The organism is Mycobacterium sp. NGS27 (genome assembly GCF_059813005.1).
On the sequence record NZ_JCALDT010000004.1, the window covers coordinates 525,970 to 546,426 of the forward strand.

General features: G+C 67.1%; 20 protein-coding genes. 8 read left to right on the forward strand and 12 right to left on the reverse strand.

The genetic code is table 11. From position 1 onward, the window contains the following. Nucleotides 1-118 precede the first annotated feature (118 nt). Both AC5Y30_RS14100 and AC5Y30_RS14105 read left to right on the forward strand, forming a co-directional pair. Nucleotides 119-946: an Rv0792c family HTH-type transcriptional regulator gene (locus AC5Y30_RS14100; RefSeq protein ID WP_499918911.1), complete on the forward strand. Its 828-nt coding sequence runs from the start codon at nucleotides 119-121 to the stop codon at nucleotides 944-946. A gap of 108 nt (nucleotides 947-1,054) precedes the next feature. Further along, nucleotides 1,055-1,522, forward strand: coding sequence for a type III secretion system chaperone family protein (locus tag AC5Y30_RS14105; RefSeq protein WP_499918914.1), 468 nt, complete (start codon nucleotides 1,055-1,057; stop codon nucleotides 1,520-1,522). A 12-nt stretch (nucleotides 1,523-1,534) separates the two neighbouring features. On the opposite strand, the gene AC5Y30_RS14110 is transcribed toward AC5Y30_RS14105, so the two are convergent. After that, a complete protein-coding gene (locus AC5Y30_RS14110) occupies nucleotides 1,535-2,608 on the reverse strand; it encodes an NAD-dependent epimerase/dehydratase family protein (protein ID WP_499918917.1) in 1,074 nt (357 codons plus the stop codon). A 149-nt stretch (nucleotides 2,609-2,757) separates the two neighbouring features. Here AC5Y30_RS14110 and AC5Y30_RS14115 point away from each other — a divergent pair, with 149 nt between their 5' ends. Both AC5Y30_RS14115 and AC5Y30_RS14120 read left to right on the forward strand, forming a co-directional pair. Then, nucleotides 2,758-3,573, forward strand: a complete 816-nt coding sequence (locus AC5Y30_RS14115) for a lysophospholipid acyltransferase family protein (protein WP_499918920.1) — start codon at nucleotides 2,758-2,760, stop codon at nucleotides 3,571-3,573. A 29-nt stretch (nucleotides 3,574-3,602) separates the two neighbouring features. Then, the gene (locus AC5Y30_RS14120) at nucleotides 3,603-5,018 is read left to right on the forward strand and encodes a WS/DGAT/MGAT family O-acyltransferase (protein WP_499918921.1); all 1,416 of its coding nucleotides are present in this window, start codon (nucleotides 3,603-3,605) and stop codon (nucleotides 5,016-5,018) included. Here the strand turns inward: AC5Y30_RS14120 and purQ are convergent. The 3 genes from purQ to AC5Y30_RS14135 all read right to left on the reverse strand — a co-directional run bounded on the left by purQ (nucleotide 4,985) and on the right by AC5Y30_RS14135 (nucleotide 6,694). Next, nucleotides 4,985-5,659, reverse strand: coding sequence for a phosphoribosylformylglycinamidine synthase subunit PurQ (gene purQ, locus AC5Y30_RS14125; RefSeq protein WP_499918924.1), 675 nt, complete (start codon nucleotides 5,657-5,659; stop codon nucleotides 4,985-4,987). The two genes, AC5Y30_RS14120 and purQ, sit on opposite strands and share 34 nt — an antisense overlap. After that, nucleotides 5,656-5,895, reverse strand: coding sequence for a phosphoribosylformylglycinamidine synthase subunit PurS (gene purS / locus AC5Y30_RS14130; RefSeq protein WP_499918926.1), 240 nt, complete (start codon nucleotides 5,893-5,895; stop codon nucleotides 5,656-5,658). The genes purQ and purS overlap by 4 nt, the downstream gene beginning before the upstream one ends. Nucleotides 5,896-5,959: 64 nt before the next feature. Then, nucleotides 5,960-6,694, reverse strand: a complete 735-nt coding sequence (locus AC5Y30_RS14135; protein WP_499918927.1) for an ATPase — start codon at nucleotides 6,692-6,694, stop codon at nucleotides 5,960-5,962. On the opposite strand from AC5Y30_RS14135, the gene AC5Y30_RS14140 reads away from it, so the two are divergent. Continuing rightward, entirely contained in the window at nucleotides 6,671-7,309 is a 639-nt protein-coding gene (locus AC5Y30_RS14140) for an MBL fold metallo-hydrolase (RefSeq protein WP_499918928.1), read from the forward strand. The genes AC5Y30_RS14135 and AC5Y30_RS14140 overlap by 24 nt on opposite strands. 144 nt (nucleotides 7,310-7,453) lie before the next feature. On the opposite strand, the gene AC5Y30_RS14145 is transcribed toward AC5Y30_RS14140, so the two are convergent. Beyond that, nucleotides 7,454-9,121: an FAD-binding dehydrogenase gene (locus tag AC5Y30_RS14145; protein ID WP_499918930.1), complete on the reverse strand. Its 1,668-nt coding sequence runs from the start codon at nucleotides 9,119-9,121 to the stop codon at nucleotides 7,454-7,456. 47 nt (nucleotides 9,122-9,168) lie between these two features. Next, on the reverse strand, nucleotides 9,169-9,873 hold the full coding sequence (locus AC5Y30_RS14150; protein ID WP_499918931.1) for a DUF2334 domain-containing protein: 705 nt from the start codon (nucleotides 9,871-9,873) through the stop codon (nucleotides 9,169-9,171). A 152-nt stretch (nucleotides 9,874-10,025) separates the two neighbouring features. On the opposite strand from AC5Y30_RS14150, the gene AC5Y30_RS14155 reads away from it, so the two are divergent. Next, entirely contained in the window at nucleotides 10,026-11,645 is a 1,620-nt protein-coding gene (locus tag AC5Y30_RS14155) for a DHA2 family efflux MFS transporter permease subunit (RefSeq protein ID WP_499918933.1), read from the forward strand. A 27-nt stretch (nucleotides 11,646-11,672) separates the two neighbouring features. Here the strand turns inward: AC5Y30_RS14155 and AC5Y30_RS14160 are convergent, their stop codons facing one another. Together AC5Y30_RS14160 and AC5Y30_RS14165 are read right to left on the reverse strand one after the other, a co-directional pair. Beyond that, nucleotides 11,673-13,793 (reverse strand): S9 family peptidase, encoded by a 2,121-nt coding sequence (locus AC5Y30_RS14160; protein WP_499918935.1) that lies wholly within the window; start codon nucleotides 13,791-13,793, stop codon nucleotides 11,673-11,675. Continuing rightward, nucleotides 13,790-14,692: a phosphoribosylaminoimidazolesuccinocarboxamide synthase gene (locus tag AC5Y30_RS14165; protein ID WP_499918936.1), complete on the reverse strand. Its 903-nt coding sequence runs from the start codon at nucleotides 14,690-14,692 to the stop codon at nucleotides 13,790-13,792. The genes AC5Y30_RS14160 and AC5Y30_RS14165 overlap by 4 nt, the downstream gene beginning before the upstream one ends. Nucleotides 14,693-14,744: 52 nt before the next feature. Here AC5Y30_RS14165 and AC5Y30_RS14170 point away from each other — a divergent pair, with 52 nt between their 5' ends. Then, nucleotides 14,745-15,383 (forward strand): hypothetical protein, encoded by a 639-nt coding sequence (locus AC5Y30_RS14170; protein WP_499918938.1) that lies wholly within the window; start codon nucleotides 14,745-14,747, stop codon nucleotides 15,381-15,383. Here the strand turns inward: AC5Y30_RS14170 and AC5Y30_RS14175 are convergent. From AC5Y30_RS14175 to purB, 3 genes are read right to left on the reverse strand one after another with little or no spacing between them, the layout of a single operon-like run. Next, nucleotides 15,330-16,352 (reverse strand): tellurite resistance/C4-dicarboxylate transporter family protein, encoded by a 1,023-nt coding sequence (locus AC5Y30_RS14175; RefSeq protein ID WP_499918939.1) that lies wholly within the window; start codon nucleotides 16,350-16,352, stop codon nucleotides 15,330-15,332. The two genes, AC5Y30_RS14170 and AC5Y30_RS14175, sit on opposite strands and share 54 nt — an antisense overlap. Further along, complete coding sequence (locus tag AC5Y30_RS14180; RefSeq protein WP_499918941.1) at nucleotides 16,349-17,605, reverse strand: cytochrome P450; 1,257 nt, start codon at nucleotides 17,603-17,605, stop codon at nucleotides 16,349-16,351. The genes AC5Y30_RS14175 and AC5Y30_RS14180 overlap by 4 nt, the downstream gene beginning before the upstream one ends. After that, nucleotides 17,602-19,020: an adenylosuccinate lyase gene (gene purB, locus AC5Y30_RS14185; protein WP_499918942.1), complete on the reverse strand. Its 1,419-nt coding sequence runs from the start codon at nucleotides 19,018-19,020 to the stop codon at nucleotides 17,602-17,604. Before purB ends, AC5Y30_RS14180 begins: the two co-directional genes overlap by 4 nt. A 49-nt stretch (nucleotides 19,021-19,069) precedes the next feature. Between purB and AC5Y30_RS14190 the strand changes: the two genes are divergently transcribed. Then, nucleotides 19,070-19,852, forward strand: coding sequence for a DUF429 domain-containing protein (locus AC5Y30_RS14190; protein WP_499918944.1), 783 nt, complete (start codon nucleotides 19,070-19,072; stop codon nucleotides 19,850-19,852). Here AC5Y30_RS14190 and AC5Y30_RS14195 read toward each other — a convergent pair. Then, nucleotides 19,824-20,441, reverse strand: a complete 618-nt coding sequence (locus AC5Y30_RS14195; protein WP_499918946.1) for a TetR/AcrR family transcriptional regulator — start codon at nucleotides 20,439-20,441, stop codon at nucleotides 19,824-19,826. The genes AC5Y30_RS14190 and AC5Y30_RS14195 overlap by 29 nt on opposite strands. Between the last annotated feature and the right edge of the window lie 16 nt (nucleotides 20,442-20,457).

Below are 20,457 nucleotides of genomic sequence, written 5' to 3' on the forward strand. Positions count from 1 at the left end.
TCCATCGGCTGCTCACGCGCGAAAACCGTTCGCTACCAGAGTAATCCGTCCAACGCGTGTCGCCCGCGCCTGGGAGCGCCGCTTTACGCCCAGTGGATAGGACGTTTTAATACATCTCATGGGCCCCGACCAGCTGGACCTCGACGTTGCCGACCTCCGGATCTCCCGCGGCAGCGTGCCGGCCAGCACCCAACTCGCCGAAGCCCTCAAGGCGGCCATCGTCAAACAGCGCCTGCCGCGCGGAGCGCGATTGCCGACCGAGCGAGAACTCATCGATCGCACCCGCGTGAGCCGGGTCACCGTGCGCGCGGCTGTCGGACTTCTCGAACGACGGGGATGGCTGGTGCGCAAGCAGGGCCTGGGCACGTTCGTGGCCAACCCGGTGAAGCAAGAACTCGGGCCCGGCGTGCGCACCATCACCGAGGTGCTGGCCGACTCCGGGATCACGCCGAACGTCGACGTCCTGTCGCATCGCGTCGAAGACGCGCCACAACGCATCGCCGAAACATTGGGGCTGTCCAAAGTTTTGTGCGTGCACAGGCGTTTTCGTGACGGCGACCAACCCCTGGCCCTGATGATCGCCTACCTGCCAACGGATTTAGGCAAAGCCACGGAACCACTGCTGAAGAGCGCGACCGACGAGCAAACCGCGCTTGCGATGGAAAGCACCTACACCATGTGGGAGCGGCGACTGGACGTTCCCATCTCCCGCGCCAACTATGAGATTCATGCGGCCGGTGCCTCCCTGGAAGTGGCCGGCGCGCTGAATCTGCCGCTGGGCTCTCCGGTGCTGGTGCTCGAACGCACCAGCTACGACCAAGACGGAAAGCCGATCGAGGTCGTGGAATTCCACTATCGCCCCGAGCGGTACAGGTTTTCGGTCACGCTGCCGCGCACCGTGCCCAGCCCCGGCGCCGGCATCGTGGAACGGCGCGAGCCGACCTGAGCGCCAGACGAAATCCGGCGCCCACTCAGCGAATTCTCAACCGATTCTTCGGTGCCGCTTGGCTTGCCTCCAAGCATTCCCAAAGTCACAGGCCGCACCATCGAACGCATGACGAACGAGCAGCTGTGCGCGGACCGGGTCGAACGTTACCTGCGCACCCGCGGGCGGCGATACTTTCGCGGCCACCACGACGGCGAATACTTCTTCGTCAGCAACGCCCCGCGGCGGTTGCATGTTCACTTCGAGATCTCTCCCGCGCACGACGACGTGCTGATCATCCGCGTCAATCCCGGATGCTATTTCCCGGCAGCCGACCGCCCCTGGGTGACGTACTTCTGCGACCGGTGGAACCGTCTCGACCGCCAGGTCACCGCGGTCGTGCACGGTTCGTCGGATCCGCAGCGCATCGGTGTGATGGCCCGCAAGTCGCAATGGATCCGAAACGACGTCTGCTTTAACGAGTTCGCCGCCTTCCTCGACAACACCATCGCGGACGCCACCGAGTTGTTCGAGGAATTGAACCCGCCGGTCGAATTGCCGCCCACCGAAAGGCCGTTGCTGCGCGACGCCGGCTGAACTACGGGCGGGCTACCCGCCGGCCGGAGCATCCGGGCGCGGATCACCCAGCCTGGCCCGGATCGCGCCCCACGGGTCGGCGTAGCGTCCAGGGGTATCCCGGTAGGCCGCACGGCTTCTGAGGAACCGTCGCGCCACTGGCGAGATCAGCCGCATCGGGTACCGCCGCCACCCGGCCGCGGCCCGCATCTCGGTGAGCATGTCCGGCCACGAGTGGCGCTGGAATCGCAGAACCTGCTGGGAACGAACCGTATCCATCCAGTCCGTGACAAACCAGTCGTCATCGCTGTCCGGATCACCCGGCCGGCCGACGGGCAACACATCGACCAGGCCGCGGGCGGCGGCCAGTGCCTTGCCGACGTCGCCCTGCCGCAGCAGGTGCGATTCGTCGCCGGCGATCAGCAGCGTCTCACCGGCGACGTCGGCGGTGACCGCTGCGGCGAAGGCCCGCGCGACGTCGCGGACGTCGACGGTGTGGATGCGGCCGTCGGCCGGCAAGGCGCTTTCGAAGAACAACGCATCGACGCTGAACGGCATGGCGTCCGGTTCGACGCTGATCACTCCGGCCAGGCGCAGGATGACCCATTCGAGATTCGACGCGCGGAGGTGCTGTTCCGCTTCGGCCTTGTGAGCGCCGTAGAGGTCGGCCGGGTTCGTCGGGGAGTCCGGGCGCAGCAGCTCGCGAGAGCGGTGCGGGTTGCGCGCGCCGTACACGGCGTTGCTCGAGGCCAGGATGAAGCGCACCGGCTGATGCATTGATTGGGCCGCCCGCAGCAAGGTGACGGTCGCGTCGACGTTGACGCGGCGGCCCAGCGCGGGCTGACGATAGATCATCGGTGGGATCACCGCGGCCAGGTGCACGATGGCGGTGGGCGACGTGTCGGCGAATAGCCGGTCGACCTGACCCGGGTCGGTCAGGTCCGCCCAGCGCGGCTCGGCGCCGGCCGGCAGCGCTCCCGCGGCTTTGCGCTGGGCGGCGGTGCCCAGGTCGGTCGCGACCACGCGGTGGCCGTCGGCCACCAGCCGGCGCACCGTTTGCGAGCCGACCAGCCCGAAACCTCCGGTTACCAGGACCTTCTCGGACATGCCTCCCCCATCGGCCGTTCGCCTTCCAGCAAACGGATATGACATTCTCCTAAACGGAGAGTAGCATATGCCGATCGGCGGCTCAGGTTTGAGACTGGCGTCACACCGGCAACAACTAGCGAAGAGCAGAAACAGGACAGCGGGGAGCCATGACGGGCGACGGTGTTGACGCGGCGGACAACCACGAAACCGCCAAGTGGGATCCGGCTTTCACCGAACAGGTGGCAAAGGTACTGGGACCGGTCATCAAGCGGTACTACCGGGCCGAGGTGCGAAACATCGACAACGTCCCGTCCTCGGGCGGGGCTCTGGTGGTCTCCAACCACTCGGGCGGCATGCTGACCCCGGACGTGCTGATCTTCTCCCCGGCCTTCTACGACAGGTTCGGCTACGACCGCCCCGTCTACACGCTGGGCCATTACGGGCTGTTCATGGGACCGTTGGACGGCTGGTTGCGCCGCCTCGGGGTGATCGAGGCCAGCCGCGAAAACGCCGCCACCGCCCTGCATTCCGGTGCGGTGGTGCTGGTGTTCCCCGGCGGCGACTACGACTCCTACCGGCCGACCTTCACTGCGAACACCATCGACTTCAATGGACGGACCGGGTACGTGCGGACCGCTATCGAAGCCGGGGTGCCGATTGTGCCGGCCGTATCCATCGGCGCCCAGGAGACACAGCTGTTTTTGACCCGGGGCAACTGGCTGGCCCGCAAGCTGGGGCTGACCAAGGCGCGAATGGACATTCTGCCCATCAGCGTCGGATTCCCCTTCGGTTTGAGCGTCATCTTCCCGCCCAACGTGCCCCTGCCGGCAAAGATCGTCACCGAGGTTCTCGAACCAATCGACATCACCGCCCAGTTCGGCAGCGACCCCGACATCGACGAGGTCGACGCCCACGTACGCGCCGTCATGGAAGATGCGCTCAAGCGGCTCGCCGGCGAGCGCCGGTTCCCGATCCTGGGCTGACGGTGTCCGGGGCCGCTGGAGGTGGCGTGGTGAAGAGACTCAACGGCATGGACGCGATGCTGCTCTACAGCGAGACGCCCAACCTACACACGCACACGCTCAAGGTGGCCGTGATCGACCCGGCCGACTGCGACGGAGAATTCGGTTTCGAGGTCTTCCGCCGGCACGTGCGTCGTCGGCTTCATCTGCTAGAACCGTTGCGCTACAAGCTCGTTGACATTCCCTGGCATTTGCATCACCCCATGTGGCTGGAGAACTGCGACGTCGACCTCGACTATCACCTGCGGCAAGTGCGGGTGCCCGCGCCCGGCGGTCGGCGCGAGCTCGATCGGGTGATCGGCGAGGTGGCGTCCACTCCTCTGGACCGCAGTCGTCCGCTGTGGGAGTTTCATTTCGCCGAAGGGCTGGCCGGTGGGCGATTCGCCATGATCGGCAAGGTGCACCATGCGCTCGCCGACGGGGTCGCGTCGGTCAACCTGCTGGCGCGCGCGATGGATCTGCGCGACGGGCTCACCGACGAGCGCGACAACGACGAAGCAGGCGTCACCACCTCCAACGCCGACCTGCTGCGCGCGGCGGCCCGCGACCACGTCCGGCAGATCGGCGCCCTGCCCGGGCTGCTCAAAGACGCGGCCGTCGGAATGACGCGGGTGCGGCGCCGGTCCCGGGAGCGCGGGGGCCACCCCGACCTGGCCGACGCGTTCGACGCACCGCCGACGTTCCTCAACCATGTCGTGTCGCCGCGGCGCTGGTTCGCCAGCACGTCGCTGTCGCTGCCGGAGGTGAAGGCGACGGCAAAGGCATTGGGAATCACGGTGAACGACGTGGTGCTGGCCATGGCGACCGGCGGATTGCGAACGCTGTTGCTGGCTTATGACGGTGCGGCCGACCGCCCGATCATCGCCTCGGTGCCGACGGCCACCGACAAGTCGGACCGCATCACCGGCAATGAGATCAGCGGGCTGATGGTCTCGCTCCCGGTCCACGTCGGCGACCCCGTGGAGAGGGCCCGGCTGGTCGCCCTGGCCACCAAGATCGCCAAGGAAGACCACGAAGTCCTCGGCCCGGAGCTCTACGGGAAGATGATGGCCTACCTTCCGACCGCATTCGCCCCTGCCGCATTCCGGTGGCTGGGTCGGCGCGACGCGCCGAACAAGCTGATGAACGTCGCGGTGTCCAGCGTGGTGGGGCCGCGCGAGCGGGGCCACTTCGGCGGTGCGGCCGTCAGCGAGATCTATTCCACCGGCGTGCTGTCGCCCGGCGCCCCAGTCAACATCACCGTGTGGAGTTACGTGGACCGGCTCGGCGTCGCAGTGCTCACCGACGACCAAACCTTCAACGACCCGCACGAGGCGACGGACGCCATCGGCGCGTCCTTCGCCGAATTACGGGATGCCGCAGGCGTTTCCGCTCAGCCGGCGAGCACGCCGTCCAGCACCGAGTAGAACAGGCCGAGGCCGTCATCGGACGGCCCGGTCAGCGCCTCGATGGCGTGCTCGGGGTGGGGCATCAGACCCACCACGCGGCCGTCGGCGGAACTCACCCCGGCGATGTCGTGCAGCGAGCCGTTGGCGTTCTCGTGGTAGCGGAACACCACCCGCCCCTCGCCTTCGAGCTCCTCGATCACCTCGGCCGGCGCCACGTAGCGTCCCTCTCCCGATTTCAGCGGGACCAGCAGGTCGGCGCCGGGCTCGAAGCGCGACGTCCAGGCGGTCGACGTCGAGGCCACCCGCAGCCACACGTCGCGGCAGATGAAGTGCAGGCCCACGTTGCGGGTCAGCGCCCCGGGCAACAGGCCGGCCTCGCAGAGCACCTGAAAACCGTTGCAAATGCCCAACACTGGCATGCCGCGCCGTGCAGCCTCCACCACCTCGGTCATCACCGGGGCGAACCGGGCGATCGCACCGGCCCGCAGGTAATCGCCGTACGAGAACCCGCCGGGCACCACCACGGCGTCCACGCTTTTCAGATCGGCGTCGGCATGCCACAGGTTGACCGCCTCGGCCCCGACCCGCCGTGCCGCGCGCGCGGCGTCCACGTCATCGAGCGTGCCGGGAAACGTGATGATCCCGATGCGTGCCGTCACTGGCTGTCCCGGCTGATCGTCCAGTCTTCGATCACGGTGTTCGCCAACAGCGATTCCGCGATCTCGGCGAGCGCGGAATCGTCGACGCTGTCGTCCACCTCTAGCTCAAACCGCTTGCCTTGCCGCACTTCTGAGATTCCCGGATGTCCGAGGCGACCCAGGGCACCCACAATCGCCTGACCCTGCGGGTCGAGAATCTCCGCTTTGGGCATCACGCTTACGATCACCCGGGCCACCGGCGGTCCTCCTGAGAAGTTGGCGTTTCGGGCGCCACTCTACCGGCGAAAGCGCAGCTCGGCGTCACGGGCACGAGGCAATGTAGGCCTCGCAGAGGGGCGCGTTCATGGCATTGAGCACCGGATCGTCCGCCATCGCCGGCCACGCCGTCTGCGGCGGTGCCGTCGACCACAGCGTGACCTCGCTGATCGTGCTGCTGGCCGGGTGGGCGAACAGATAGGTGTGCATCACCACCGGGCCGCTGATCACGGCGGCCATCCGATTGGCTTCGTCGGTGGTCAGCGACGGTGACTCCTGCGGTGCGCGCTGCTGGCAGGCCCGCAGGGCGGCGACGGCAGCGCTGAAGGCCGCGGCCGCGCTGGCCCCACCGCGAGCGGTGTCACCCCGCCAGTGCAGGACCTGGGCCTGCAGCTGCCACTGTCCGTCGGGATGCTGAACCGTCGAGCGCGCCGCGACGGCCGAGTCGCGGGGATCCTGGGTTACCGGCGGCGCGGCGCACAACTCCTCGAATCGGAACCGGGGACCGGGCGCCGAACCGGTCGTCTGCACGGCCTGACCGGCGAGCGCGGGCCAGTGGTACACGCCGTCCAGCGGCAGGGCATGCTGATCGATCCACGCGGTGTTCGGGATCCGGTCGCACACGGCCGGGCACGTCTCCGGCTCTGCGTACGCAGGGATGACGACGATCAAAGCGAAGGCGAAACTGCCGGCGACCAGCATCATGGCCAAAATCACGCGCGTCGGCAGCTTGTCCATCAAGGCACAATCGTAGATATGCAACTGACGCATTTCGGCCATTCGTGCCTACTTGCCGAGTTTGACCACACCCGCGTGCTCTTTGACCCCGGAACTTTCGCGCACGGCTTCGAGGGAATCACCGGCTTGACCGCCATCTTGATCACCCATCAGCACCCCGACCATGTCGACGTCAAACGGCTGCCCGCCTTGCTCGAGGGTAACCCGGAGGCGGCGCTGTACGCGGACCCGCAAACCACCGCGCAGCTGGGTGCCCCCTGCCGCGAGGTCCATGTCGGTGACGAGTTGCCCATCGGCGAACTGACCGTTCGCGCCGTCGGCGGAAAACACGCGGTCATTCACCCGGAAATCCCTGTGATAGAAAACATTTCGTTCCTAGTCGGCGACGCCGACCACCGGGCCCGGTTGATGCATCCCGGTGACGCGCTCTTCGTGCCCGACGAGCCGGTCGACGTCTTGGCCACGCCGGCGGCCGCGCCCTGGATGAAGGTGTCCGAGGCGGTCGACTACCTGCGTGCGGTGGCCCCGCAGCGCGCCGTTCCCATTCACCAGGGGATCATCGCGCCGGATGCGCGGGGGATCTACTACGGACGGCTGACCGAGATGACCAGCACCGACTTCCAGGTGCTGCCCGAGGAGGACGCCGTCACGTTCTAGCTGCGGTCACGCTGGCGTGACACACGCGTCCGGCGGTCACGCTGGCGTGACGCACGCGTCCTGCGGTCACGCTGGCGTGACACACGCGTCCTGCGGTCACGCTGGCGTGACGCACGAACGCAAGCGGGGCTGTCTGCCCTGCGGCTACGTGAGGTCGTCGGCGGCGCCGCGGCCGGCGGCGCGGCCGGAGAAGATGCAGCCGCCCAAGAACGTGCCTTCCAGGGCGCGGTAGCCGTGCACGCCGCCGCCACCGAACCCGGCCACCTCACCCGCGGCGTACAGACCGGTCAGCGGAGTGCCGTCGGCCTTCAACACCCGTGAGGCGAGATCGGTTTCGATGCCGCCCAACGTTTTTCTGGTCAGGATGTGCAGCTTGATTGCAATCATCGGCCCCGCCTTCGGGTCGGTCAGCCGGTGCGGCGCCACCACCCGGCCCAGCCGATCGCCCAGATAATTGCGGGCGGCATGGATCGCCGTGATCTGCCCGTCCTTGCTGAACTTGTTGGCCACCTCGCGATCCCGGGCCGTGACCTCGGCCTCCACGGTTGCGTAGTCCAGCGGCTGCACATCGGGCAGCTTGTTCATCGCGGTCACCAAGTCGCGCAACGAGTTCGCGCTGACGAAGTCCACACCCCGGTCGACGAACGCCTGCACCGGGCCCGGCGGCCCGGAACGTGCCCGATTTCGCAGCAGCTCGCGGATACTTTGCCCGGTGAGGTCCGGATTCTGCTCCTGGCCAGAAAGCGCGAACTCCTTCTCAATGATTTTGGCGTTCAACACAAACCAGGTGTAGTCGAACCCTGACTTGGTGATGTATTCCAGCGTGCCCAGCGTGTCGAAGCCGGGGTAGAGCGGGACCGGCAACCGCCTGCCACTGGCATCCAGCCACAGCGACGACGGGCCGGGAATGATCCGGATCCCATGCAACGGCCAGATCGGGTCGTAGTTGGTGATGCCCTCGGTGTAGTGCCACATCCGGTCGGGGTTGATCACGCGCGCGCCGGCCTGCTGCGTGATGGCGATCATCCGGCCGTCGACATGAGCCGGAACGCCGCTCAAAAGTTGCTCGGGGACGCGGCCCATGCGCTTGGGCCAGTTCTTCCGCACCAGTTCGTGATTGGCGCCGATGCCGCCGCTCGTCACAATCACCGCGTCGGCACGAAATTCGAACTGCCCTATCGACTTCCGTGATGAAGCGACCCCCCTCGGCGTGGCCGTGGGCTCGAGCACCGTGCCGCGGACACCCGTCACCGCCTCACCCTCGACGATCAACTCGTCGACCTGGTGGCGGTGCGCGAAGCGCACCGCTGCCCGGTCGCGCAGTTGCCGGGCGAAGATCTCGACCAGCGCGGGCCCGGTACCCCAGGTGATGTGGAAGCGGGGAACCGAATTGCCGTGCCCCTGAGCGTCATACCCGCCGCGCTCGGCCCAGCCCACCAACGGGAAAAGCTTGAGCCCGCGCGACCGCAACCAACTGCGCTTCTCCCCGGCGGCGAAATCGACATAGGCGTGTGCCCATTGGCGTGGCCAGTAGTCCTCGGGGCGATCGAAGGCCGCCGTGCCGAGCCAGTCCTGCAACGCAAGTTCATGGCTGTCACGGATGCCCAGCCGGCGCTGCTCGGGGCTGTCGACGAAGAACAGGCCGCCGAAGGACCAGAACGCCTGCCCGCCCAGGTTGGCGCTGTTCTCCTGGTCGACGATGAGCACCCGCAAGCCGCGATCCACCAGTTCGCAGGCGGCGACCAGACCGGCCAGGCCCGCCCCGACGACGATGGCATCAGCGCCGAACCCCGCAACCGAAGAATCGCTCATGTCGGACCAGGGTAGTGCCCCGACGAGCAGGTCAGGCAGTCGCTGCGTCAGGCGGCGTCGAGCACGGCCTTGGCCTGCTGCCAGCGGTACACGGTGGGCGTGCAGCCGTGCATCAACGCCAGGTCGACGGCGTCCACCATGGCCTGCAGCGGCCCGGGTTTGCGCAGGTGGCGGGCCGCGACCGCTACCCGCACGACGCCCCCGCGCCGGGCGATCCGCTCGGCGGACAGCACCACCATCCGGCACCACCACGGCTCGGTGAGGAAGCCCTCGCCGATGCCGAGCACCCGCGCGCGAACGGTGGTGTGACGAACCAGGTCGGTGATCCCGTGCAGATCCGCCAGCAACCGGAACCCGTTGTCCGGCAACGCTTTGACGACACCCGGCGACACCACCCAGCCGGGCGCCGCGAACAGTCGGGTACGCAACCCGAGGTGCTCGAGCACCCGGTCGGCGGCCATCAATCGCAGGTTGGCCTCATGCGCCCGCAGGATCGCGAATTCGCCGCGACGCTTCTTGGTGGCCGGGTCGTCATAGCCGTGCAGCACGATGGCGTCACCGCCGGCGCGACGGTTGCTCAGCCACCCGACGGTTTGCGGGTCGCGGTCGAGCCGGTAGTCACCGGACAGGCGGGGAGCCACGAGTAACGACACCGGTACGTTGCGGGCATCCATTTGCGCGCAGAACGCCTCGACGTCGGGCAGGGTGCGTTCCCCGATCCCCGAGACCGAGACGATCAATTTTCCAGACACACCAGCAGTTTGCCGATCCCAAGTGTCGGAACGGTGAAGGACACGCAGACAGCAGGCGTATACGCACCCGCCTGAGCACAAAGATTTCGGCGGCGGCCGGACCTGCCCAGCCCACCACCGCCGCGAGCGTCAACCGACGAGATCAGTTCGATATGCTAAGCAACGCCATGGACGAGGCCTCGTACGCAGCGGCCAAAACGCCGCTGCCGCACGCCCCCACCGGACAGCCGGGCGTCGAGGAACGGGAATATCCCGACAAGCTCGATGCCCCGCTGTTGCGGATCTCCGGTGTGTGCATCTTGGCCACCGTGATGGCGATCTTGGACGTCACCGTCGTCAGCGTCGCGCAGCGCACCTTCATCGACCTATTCTCGTCTTCGCAGGCCGTCGTCGCCTGGACGATGACCGGCTACACGCTCGCGTTGGCGACCGTGATCCCGATAACCGGTTGGGCGGCCGACCGGTTCGGCACCAAACGGCTCTTCATGGGTTCCGTGGTGGCCTTCATGCTGGGTTCGCTGCTGTGTGCGATCGCCGCAAACATCTTGCAGCTCATCGTCTTTCGCGTGGTGCAGGGAATCGGCGGCGGCATGCTGCTGCCATTGGGCTTCATGATCATGACTCGCGAGGCGGGTCCGCGGCGGCTCGGACGCCTGATGTCGATATTGAGCATCCCGATGCTGCTCGCCCCGATCGGCGGGCCGATCCTGGGCGGCTGGCTGATCGACACCTCGAGTTGGCGGTGGATCTTTCTGATCAACGTGCCGATCGGCTTTCTCACCATCGCGCTGGCCGCCGTCGTCTTCCCGCGGGATCACCCGGCGCGGGCGGAGACCTTCGACGTCGTCGGCGTGCTGCTGCTCTCGCCGGGCCTGGCGACGTTTTTGTTCGCGGTGTCCTCCATCCCGGGCCGCGGCACGGTGGCCGACCGCCACGTGGTGATACCGGCGATGATTGGACTGGCGTTGATCGCGGGGTTCGTCGTGCACGCGTGGCATCACGCCGACCATCCCCTGATCGATCTGCGGCTATTCCGCAATCCGGTGCTCACCCACGCCAACGTGACGATGCTGGTCTTCGCCGGCGCATTCTTCGGCGCCGGCCTGCTGCTGCCGAGCTATTTTCAGCAGGTGGTGCACCAAACGCCGATGCAGGCGGGCGTGCACATGATCCCTCAGGGGCTGGGCGCCATGCTGACCATGCGCCTGACCGGACCGCTGGTGGACAGGCAGGGGCCGGGCAAGATCGTGTTGGTCGGGATCGCGCTGATCACCGCCGGCCTGAGCGCCTTCGCCGTGGGGGCCGCGACCCAGGCCCACTATCTGCCCACGCTGCTGGTGGGGCTGGCGATCATGGGCCTGGGCATGGGCTGCACGATGATGCCGCTCTCGGTGGCCTCGGTGCAGGCGCTGGCGCCCCATCAGATCGCCCGGGGAACGACGCTGATGAGCGTCAGTCACCAGGTGGGCGGCTCGATCGGGACCGCGCTGATGTCGATGATCCTGACGAACCAGTTCAATCGAAGCCCCGACATCGTCGCGGCGAACAAGCTGGCCGCCCTGCATCAGCGGGCTGCGGTCGACGGGGTGCCGGTCGATCGATCCGCGATACCGCCGCGGTCGCTCGACCCCGGATTTTCGACCAACGTGGTGCACGATCTTTCCCACGCGTATACCGCGGTGTTCGTGATTGCCGTTGCGCTGGTGGTGTGCACCCTCATTCCGGCGTGGTTCTTGCCTAAGAAGCCGGCGAGCGAAACCGTCGGCGCCTAGCGCAACCGCCCGGCCTGGTTGGGTGCATTACGACGACACGGCCTCGGCGGCGGCCAATAGCCACGCGTACTGGAAGGCGGTTTCCTCCCAGCCCTTGTAGCGGCCGCTGACGCCACCGTGCCCGGCGTTCATCTGAGTCTTCAACAGGACCGGATTACCGTCACCGTTGGCGTGGCGCAGCGCCGCAACCCACTTGGCCGGCTCCACGTAGTAGACCCTCGTATCGTTCAGCGACGTCATCGCAAGAATCGCCGGATACCGTTTGGCCTCGACATTCTCATACGGCGAATAGGACTTCATGTAGGCGTAGACGTCCTTGTCCGCCAAGGGGTTTCCCCATTCGTCCCATTCGGTGACGGTCAGCGGCAACGAAGGATCCAGGATGGTGGTCAGCGGGTCGACGAACGGGACCTGCGCGAGAATGCCCGCGAAAAGCTCCGGGGCCAGATTGGCCACCGCCCCCATCAACAAACCGCCGGCGCTGCCCCCCAGCGCCACCAGCTGACGCGCCCGGGTGACGCCGCCCTGCACCAAATGCTCTGCGACCGCAACGAAGTCGGTGAAAGTGTTCTTCTTCTCCAAAAGCTTGCCGTGCTCGTACCACAGCCGGCCCATCTCACCGCCGCCACGCACGTGGGCGATGGCGAACACCATGCCGCGGTCCAGCAGCGACAGCCGGGCGATGGAAAAGCTGGGGTCGGTGCACAGCTCATAAGCGCCGTAGCCGTAAAGCAAAGCCGGTGCCGGGAACTCGACGTCCGCGCGGTGCACGATGGATACCGGGATGCGGGTGCCGTCATCGGCGACCGCCCAGTCACGCCGTTCCACATAGTCGCCGGTTCGGTAGTCGCCGAGCACGGGCTGCTCGCGCAGCAAGGTGCGTTCACCGGTCGCGAGGTCGATGTCATAGACCCGAGCCGGAACCACCAGCGAACCCGCCCTGATCCGCAGCTTGGGCGCCGCCCAATTGGGATTGCCGGCCGGACCTGCCGTCATCAGCTCGGAATCGAACGAAATCTCCTCGGGCTGTGCGTATGTGCCGTCGGCATTGATGGGCCACAGCTGCATCCGGGGCAGTGCCTCGCGCCGATAGCTGACGACCAGGAGGCCGGCGAAAGCGTCGACCCCGTCGAGCCGGACGTCGTCGCGGTGCGGGATCAGGGTGCGCTGCCGTGCCGGATCGCTGACCGGCGCCTCGGTGAGGGTGAAGTTGACCGCGCCGTCGTTGTGCAGGATCAAGAACCGGTCCTGTCCGCCGACGACCGCGTGCTCGACCGAGTACTCGACGCCTTCGCGACGCGGTAGCACGACGGTGAACTGGCCGTGCGGATCGGCGGCGTCGGCGTAGCGATACTCCGAGGTGATCGAGGATCCCGAGGCGATGAAGACGTAGGCCTCGCTGCGGGTGAGCCCCACGCCAAGCCAATACTTTTCGTCCGCTTCGTGATACACCAGCTCCGGTTCGGCACCGTCGCCCACCCGATACCGCCACACCTTGTCGGGGCGATGGGCGTCGTCGAGGGTCAGGAAATACACGGTGTGGTTGTCGGCGGCCCACGTCGCACCGGCCCCGATGTCGGCGATCTCGTCGGAAAACAGTTCTCCGGTTCGTAAGTCTTTGAACCGCAACGTGTATCGCTCATCACCGAGAGTATCGACCGAGTACGCCAGCAGGTTCCCATCCAAGCTCACCGTTGCGGCGCCCAGGGAGAAGAACTCGTGACCCTCGGCTTCGGCATTGGAATCGAGCAGGATCTGCTCGCCCGGGATCTCGGTGTTCTCGTCCAGGGTCGGCGGATCCCAATCGTCGGATCCCCTGATCGGACAACGGCATTGGACGCGGTATTGCTTTCCCTCATAGGTGCGCGCGTAGTACCACCACTCGCCCTTGCGGGTCGGCACCGACAGATCCGTCTCCTTGGTGCGCGCCTTGATCTCGTCGAAAATCTGCTGCCGCAGCGGCCCCAGGTGCTCGGTCATCCGATCGACGTAGGCGTTCTCCGCCTCGAGGTGGGCGATGACTTCGGGGTCGGTTTTTTCGCGCAGCCACTCATACGGGTCGATGAAGACGTCGCCGTGATGTTCGCGCCGGCTCTCCACTCGCTTGGCGACAGGGGGCAACGACCCGTCCAGCTGCACGTCGGTCATGCGGTGGGACCGATCCAGTCGTCGAAGCTCAGGCCGGAAATGCGTTCGTAGGCTTCGATGTACCGATCCCGGGTGGCATCGATGATGTGCTCGGGCAGCGGTGGCGGCGGTTGTGAGCCGTGGCGGTCCCAGCCCGACTCGGGGCCGGTCAGCCAGTTGCGGACGAACTGTTTGTCGAAGCTGTTCTGGACGACACCCTCCTGGTACTCGTCGGCCGGCCAGTAGCGGGACGAATCCGGGGTGAAGATTTCATCGGCCAGCAGCAGGTTGCCGTCTCGGTCGGCGCCGAACTCGAACTTGGTGTCGGCGATGATGATTCCCTTCCTCAGCGCGTGATCGGCGGCCTGAACATAGATTTGCAGTGTGCGGTCGCGGAGTTGATTGGCGGGCACGGGACCGACCATCTCGATCACCCGTGCGAACGGAATGTTCTCGTCGTGGTCGCCCAGTGCGGCTTTCGTCGCGGGGGTGAACAGGGGTTGGGCGAATCTGCTGGCTTCAACCAGTCCCGGCGGCAGGGGGATGCCGCAGACCTTTCCGGTCGCCTGGTAGTCCAGCAATCCGGAGCCGGTCAGGTAGCCGCGCGCCACGCATTCGACCGGAAGCATTTCCAGCTGGCGCACCACCAGCGCGCGGCCCAGGACCTCGTCGGGAATGCGTGGATCATCCGGCGGCCCGGCCAAGTGGTTGGGGGCTTGGGCAAGCTCCGAGACGAGTCCGAAGAAGAAGACGCTCATCGCGGTGAGGATGCGGCCCTTGTCCGGAATGGTGCTGTCCAGGACGAAGTCGTACGCAGAGATCCGGTCGGTGGCGACGAGCAGCAGGTGCTCGTCGTCGACGCGATACAGCTCGCGGACCTTGCCGCTGGCCAGATGCTGGTAGTCGGACAGTGCAGGCATCCGGTCAGCCTATCGGGCACCCGCAAACGGGCTTTGTGCTGGGATCGGGGCTATGACATCGCGGTTTCTGCCCTACTCCACCAGGCCCGGCCGGCTGGCGGCTCAGCTGTTCAGCGACCTCGCCGTCGTCCTGTGGACGGTGCTGTGGCTACTCGTCGGGCTGGCGGTCTACGACGCCATCGCGACGATCGCCGACGCCGGCCGGCAGGTCGAGAGCGGCGCGCACGGCATCGCCGGCAACCTCGCGTCAGCCGGCCACGGCGCCCAGCACATTCCGGTCGTGGGCGACACGGTCAGCAAACCGCTCAACTCGGCCAGCCAAGCCGCGCTGGACATCGCGGGCGCGGGTCACGACCTGGACATCGCGGCGAGTTGGCTCGCAGTGCTGCTGGCGATGGCGGTTGTCGCGGTGCCGATCCTCGTCGCGGTGCTGCCGTGGTTGTTTCTGCGGCTCCGATTCTTTCGACGCAAGTTGACGGTGACCGCTCTGGCCGCAACCCCGGCCGGCGCGCAACTGCTTGCGCTGCGCGCGCTGACCAACCGTCCGCCGCGGAAGCTGATCGCCGTCAGCGCGGATCCGGTCGGCGGATGGCGACGTGAAGACCCGGCCACCATCGGGGCCCTGGCCGCGCTCGAACTACGGTCGGCCGGTATCGCGATTCGCGGGAGTGAGCAGCAACCGCCGCGATAACAGCAGCAGCCCGGCGACGACCACAGTGAGCCACGCCGCCAGCGCATCCCAGAAGAAGACCAGCGAAACGGTGAACAGCGACGGCTGATTGATCTCGAGTGCCATCGCGAAGCTGGCCGCCGAATACATGCCCAGCGGGAACACGAACGCCCACCACACACCGGCGAAGCGCAGCATGTTGGGATAACGCCTGATGCGGTGCAACGCGAAATAGATCAGCGGCGGTATCCACAACGTGGCCGTCACCCAGGTGACGATGGTGACCGCACGCACGGGTCCGGCCAGCCAGGCGGGAGCCACGGCGTGGATGTTGTCACCGGCCAGCGTCGCAATCGCCATGCCTCCCATCAGGATCCAGGTATCGGGTTCGAAGCCGTCCCGGTCCTGCCGTTCGTTCACGACGCGCCACATGGTCAGCCACGTCATCAGGCCGTAGATGCACAGCGCCGCGACCCATCCGGCCACGGCCACCGCGAGCCACCAGTGATGACCGGTGTGACGAGCCGCGCGGGCGATCACGATCGCCAAACCGGAGGTTCCCACGCTGCCCAGCTGCCAGGCCCCGTGTGCGCGGTCGCGCAGCTCTGTCCACCGGTGCGCCAACATGTTTCGCGCGCTGAACAGGATCAGTATCAGCCAGGACGCCAGGCCGACCCCGCCAAGTATCCGCGCCACCCATACGTTCGACGACAAGCGAGTGTCGATCACCGCACACGCTGCCACGAAAGTGATGAGTCGCAGGGTGACGTCGGGATCGGTCAGGTCCCAGCACAACCTCTGGCCGGGCACACAGGCCTTCGCGACGACCAGGGCGAGCAGCAGCACCAGGCCGAGGGTGGCGATGACACCCATCGTGTCGCTGATCAATCGGTAGCCGTGATTGCGCGCGCCGATCGACAAGATTCCCGTTGCCATCACCGCGGCGAACACATCGGGTGAGGGCTCGACATCAGCGAACCGGATCGTCACGGTTGCTCGCGGAGCTCCACGACGAGATGCCGGATGCCGGTATGCCGATTGCTGCGCGTCCACTCGACCGGCCGGACAACTTGCACCGCGCCGAACCGGGACAGCAGCTCTTCGAACAACACCCGCAGCTCCAGCCGGGCCAGATTCGCACCCAGGCAATAGTGCACTCCCTGACCGAAGCCCAGGTGCGGATTCGGTTTTCGGCAGATATCGAATTCGTCGGCGTTCGCGAACACCCCGGCGTCGCGATTTGCCGAGCCCTCCCAGATCTGTATCTTCTGCCCCGCCTCGATCGACTGCCCGGCCAGCGTGACGTCGCGGGTGGCGGTGCGGCGCTTGGAGGGCGACGGCGAGGTCCACCGCACCATCTCCTCGACGGCCGTGGGCAGCGCATCGAGATCGCCGCGCAGCGACTGCAATTGGAGCGGATGGTGGGCCAACGCCAGCAGGCCGCCCGCGACCGCGTTGCGGGTGGTCTCCGCGCCGGCGCTGAACAACAGACTGAAGAACAGGTAGAGCTCCATGTCGGACAGGGCCGATCCGCCGTGGCCGTCAGCGTCATCCAGCATCGCGTTCGCCACGGCCGACAACATGTCATCGGTCGGGTGCTCGCGCTTGGACGCGATCAGCTGCTGACCGTACTGATACATCCGCGACCCGGCCTCCTCGACGGAGAGCTGCGATAGCGCGGCCTTGCGTGAACCACCGAAGTCGAACTGCGGTTCGATCGCCTCGAAGAGCCAATGCCGTTCGGATTCAGGCACTCCCAACAGGATGCAGATCATCTGCATCGGCAATTCGGCGGCGATGTCGACCAAGAAATCGAACGGCTCGCCCGGAACCACCGCGTCGAGCAGCCGGCGCGCCCTGGTCCGCAGGTCGTCCTCGACCAACCGGATCATCCGCGGCGTCAGCCCCGAGCTGACCAGCCGCCGAATCTGCGAATGCCGCGGATCGTCCATCATGTTGAGCACCTGACCCGCAATCGCCAGGTCCTGCAACAGCGTGCCACCGTACGGCCGCGGGCCGCCCGTGACCGACGAGTACGTCACCGGATCCTTCAGCACCTCAAGCGTTTCCGCGTAGGTGGCCACCGACCAGAAGCCTTCACCGTCCGGGGTGTTGTCGGTCGGTGCGTGCCAGTACACCGGCGCCTCACGACGATGGATCGCGAACAGATCGTGGGGAAATCCGTTGGCGAAGTTGTCCAGATCGGTGAAGTCGATCTCGGCGAGTGCGCCCGCCAGCGTCACAGGATCGCACCCGGGGCGTACTTGGCCGCGTCCGGGTAGCGGTTCACCAGCGCGTCCACCTGCGCCGCCACCTCGTCCACCTGGTCACCGGCGGCGCCGGTGAATGCCTTCTTGTCGGCCAGCGCGGCGTCCAGCGCGGCCCGGTCCAGCGGCAGGCGCTCGTCGGCGGCCAGCCGCTCCAGCAGGTCGGGCTCGGCGCCGCGCTCGCGCATCGCCAGCGCCGTGGCCACCGCGTGTTCGCGGATCACGTGATGCGCGGTCTCGCGCCCCACGCCGGCGCGTACCGCGGCGATCAACACCTTGGTGGTGGCCAGGAACGGCAGGTAGCGATCCAGCTCGCGGCCGATCACCGCGGGATAGGCGCCGAACTCGTCGAGCACCGTCAGGAAGGTCTCGATCTGCCCATCGATGGCAAAGAAGCTGTCCGGCAACGCTACTCGGCGCACTACCGAGCAGAACACGTCGCCCTCGTTCCACTGCGCCCCCGCCAGTTCGGCTGCCATCGAGGCGTAGCCGCGCAGCACCACCTGCAAGCCGTTGACCCGCTCGCAGCTACGCGTGTTCATCTTGTGCGGCATGGCCGAGGAGCCGACCTGTCCGGGCGCGAATCCCTCGGTCACCAGTTCGTGCCCGGCCATCAGCCGGATGGTGTGGGCCATCGACGACGGTCCCGCGCCCAGCTGCACCAGCGCCGAAACCACGTCGTGGTCCAGCGAACGCGGATACACCTGCCCGACGCTGGTCAATACCGTTGCGAAACCCAAGAATTCGGCTACGCGCCGCTCGAGCTCGGCCAGCTTGGCCGCGTCACCGTCCAGCAGGTCGAGCATGTCCTGCGCGGTGCCCATCGGGCCCTTGATGCCGCGCAGCGGATAGCGGTCGATCAGTTCGCGCAGCCTGGTCAACGCGATCAGCGTTTCCTGGGCCGCCGAGGCGAACCTCTTGCCCAGCGTGGTCGCCTGCGCGGCGACGTTGTGGCTGCGTCCGGCCATCACCAGGTCGCGGTAGGCCACGGCCCGCTCGGCGAGCCGCGCGGCAACGGCCACGCCGTGATCGAAGACCAGCTCCAGCGAGCGCCGAATCTGAAGTTGCTCCACGTTCTCGGTCAGGTCGCGACTGGTCATGCCCTTGTGCACGTGCTCGTGACCGGCCAGCGCATTGAACTCCTCGATCCGCGCCTTGACGTCGTGGCGCAGCACCCGTTCCCGGTCCGCGATGGAGGCCAGGTCCACGTCCTCGAGCACCCGCTCGTAGTCGGAAATGGCGTCGGCAGGCACCGCAACGCCCAGTTCCGCCTGCGCGCGCAGCACCGCGAGCCACAGCCGCCGCTCAGCGACGACCTTGGCCTGCGGCGACCAGATCGCGACCATCTCGGCACTGGCGTACCGGGTGGCCAGCACATTCGGAATGTTCACTTGGTCCTCACGAACACACAGCTTACGGTCGCGCTCGTAGCCTATGCGGATGTACTTCGCCGGCGTCGACCTTGCGTGGGCGGGTCGTAACCCGACCGGCGTCGCGGTCGTGGACTCCGGCGGTGTGCTGGTGAGCGTGTGCGCGGTGCGCGACGACGACGAGATCCTGGCGGCGTTGCACCCCTATGTCTGGGGCGATTGCGTGGTGGCCTTCGATGCGCCGCTGGTGGTGAACAATCCGACCGGCCAGCGCCCGGCCGAGACCGCGCTCAACCGCGATTTCCGCAGGTACGAGGCCGGTGCCCACCCCTGCAACACCGGAAAGCCCGAGTTCGCCGACGGTCCCCGCGCGGGCCGTCTGGCCGCGACGCTGGGGCTCGATCTCGATCCGCGGTCGCCGGCCGCCCGGCGCGCAATCGAGGTCTACCCGCATGCGGCCACCGTCGCCTTGTTCCGCCTGGAGCGCACGCTGAAGTACAAGGCAAAGCCCGGGCGCACCGTCGAGCGACTCAAATCCGAGCTGTTGCTGCTGATGGACGGCGTCGAGCGGCTGGCGCACGCTCCGGTGCCGCTCCACGTGAACGGGCACGAGGGGTGGATCGCGCTGCGCCGGGCCGTCGCGGCCGCGCAGCGCAAAAGCGAGCTGCGCCGCGCCGAAGATCCCGTCGACGCGGTCGTTTGCGCCTACGTGGCGCTGTATGCGCAGCGCAAGCCGAAAGATGTGACGATCTACGGCGACCCCGAAACCGGATACATCGTGACGCCGTCGCTGCCGGTGGATCCGGTGCGCGCGGAGGGCTCGGTCAGATCTGCACGGGCCGCTGATCGATAGGGGCGAGCACCTCGATGAGGTCGACCACCGCACCCTGCGCCGCCGCGCGCGGATCCCGGCCCTCCACCAGGGCCGACACCACCGAGCCGTCGACCGCGCAAATCAGCGTGCACACCAGCTCGATGTGCACCGAGCGACCCGAGCGCTCGATGGCCTCGGCCACCGCCTCCGCGCGCTGGCGCAGGCTGCGACGCATGGTCTCGCGCAACGCGGGCAGACGGATGCACGCGACGTGGCGCTCGTAGCGCGAGATCAGCTGTTCGGTAAGGCCCGGGCCGGACACGTCGCCCACGAGCAGGTCGGCCAGCACCTCGGCGATGGTCTCCGGTCCCCGGCGCCGGCGCGACAAGGCGCCGACGCGCGAACGCAGCTGCGCCACCTCGATCATGGCGATGTGTTCGACGGCGCGTGCGATCAGATCGTCGAGGGAGGAGAAGTAATACGTGGTGGATGCCAACGGCAATCCGGCCCGCCGCGCGACCGCCCGGTGCCGCACCGCTTCGAACCCGCCCTCGGCCAGCAGCTCGGCGGCGGCGCTGACGAGCGCATACCGCCGGCGTTCTCCTTTTGGAGTAACCGCTGCTGTCACGAGTAGCCATCGTGCC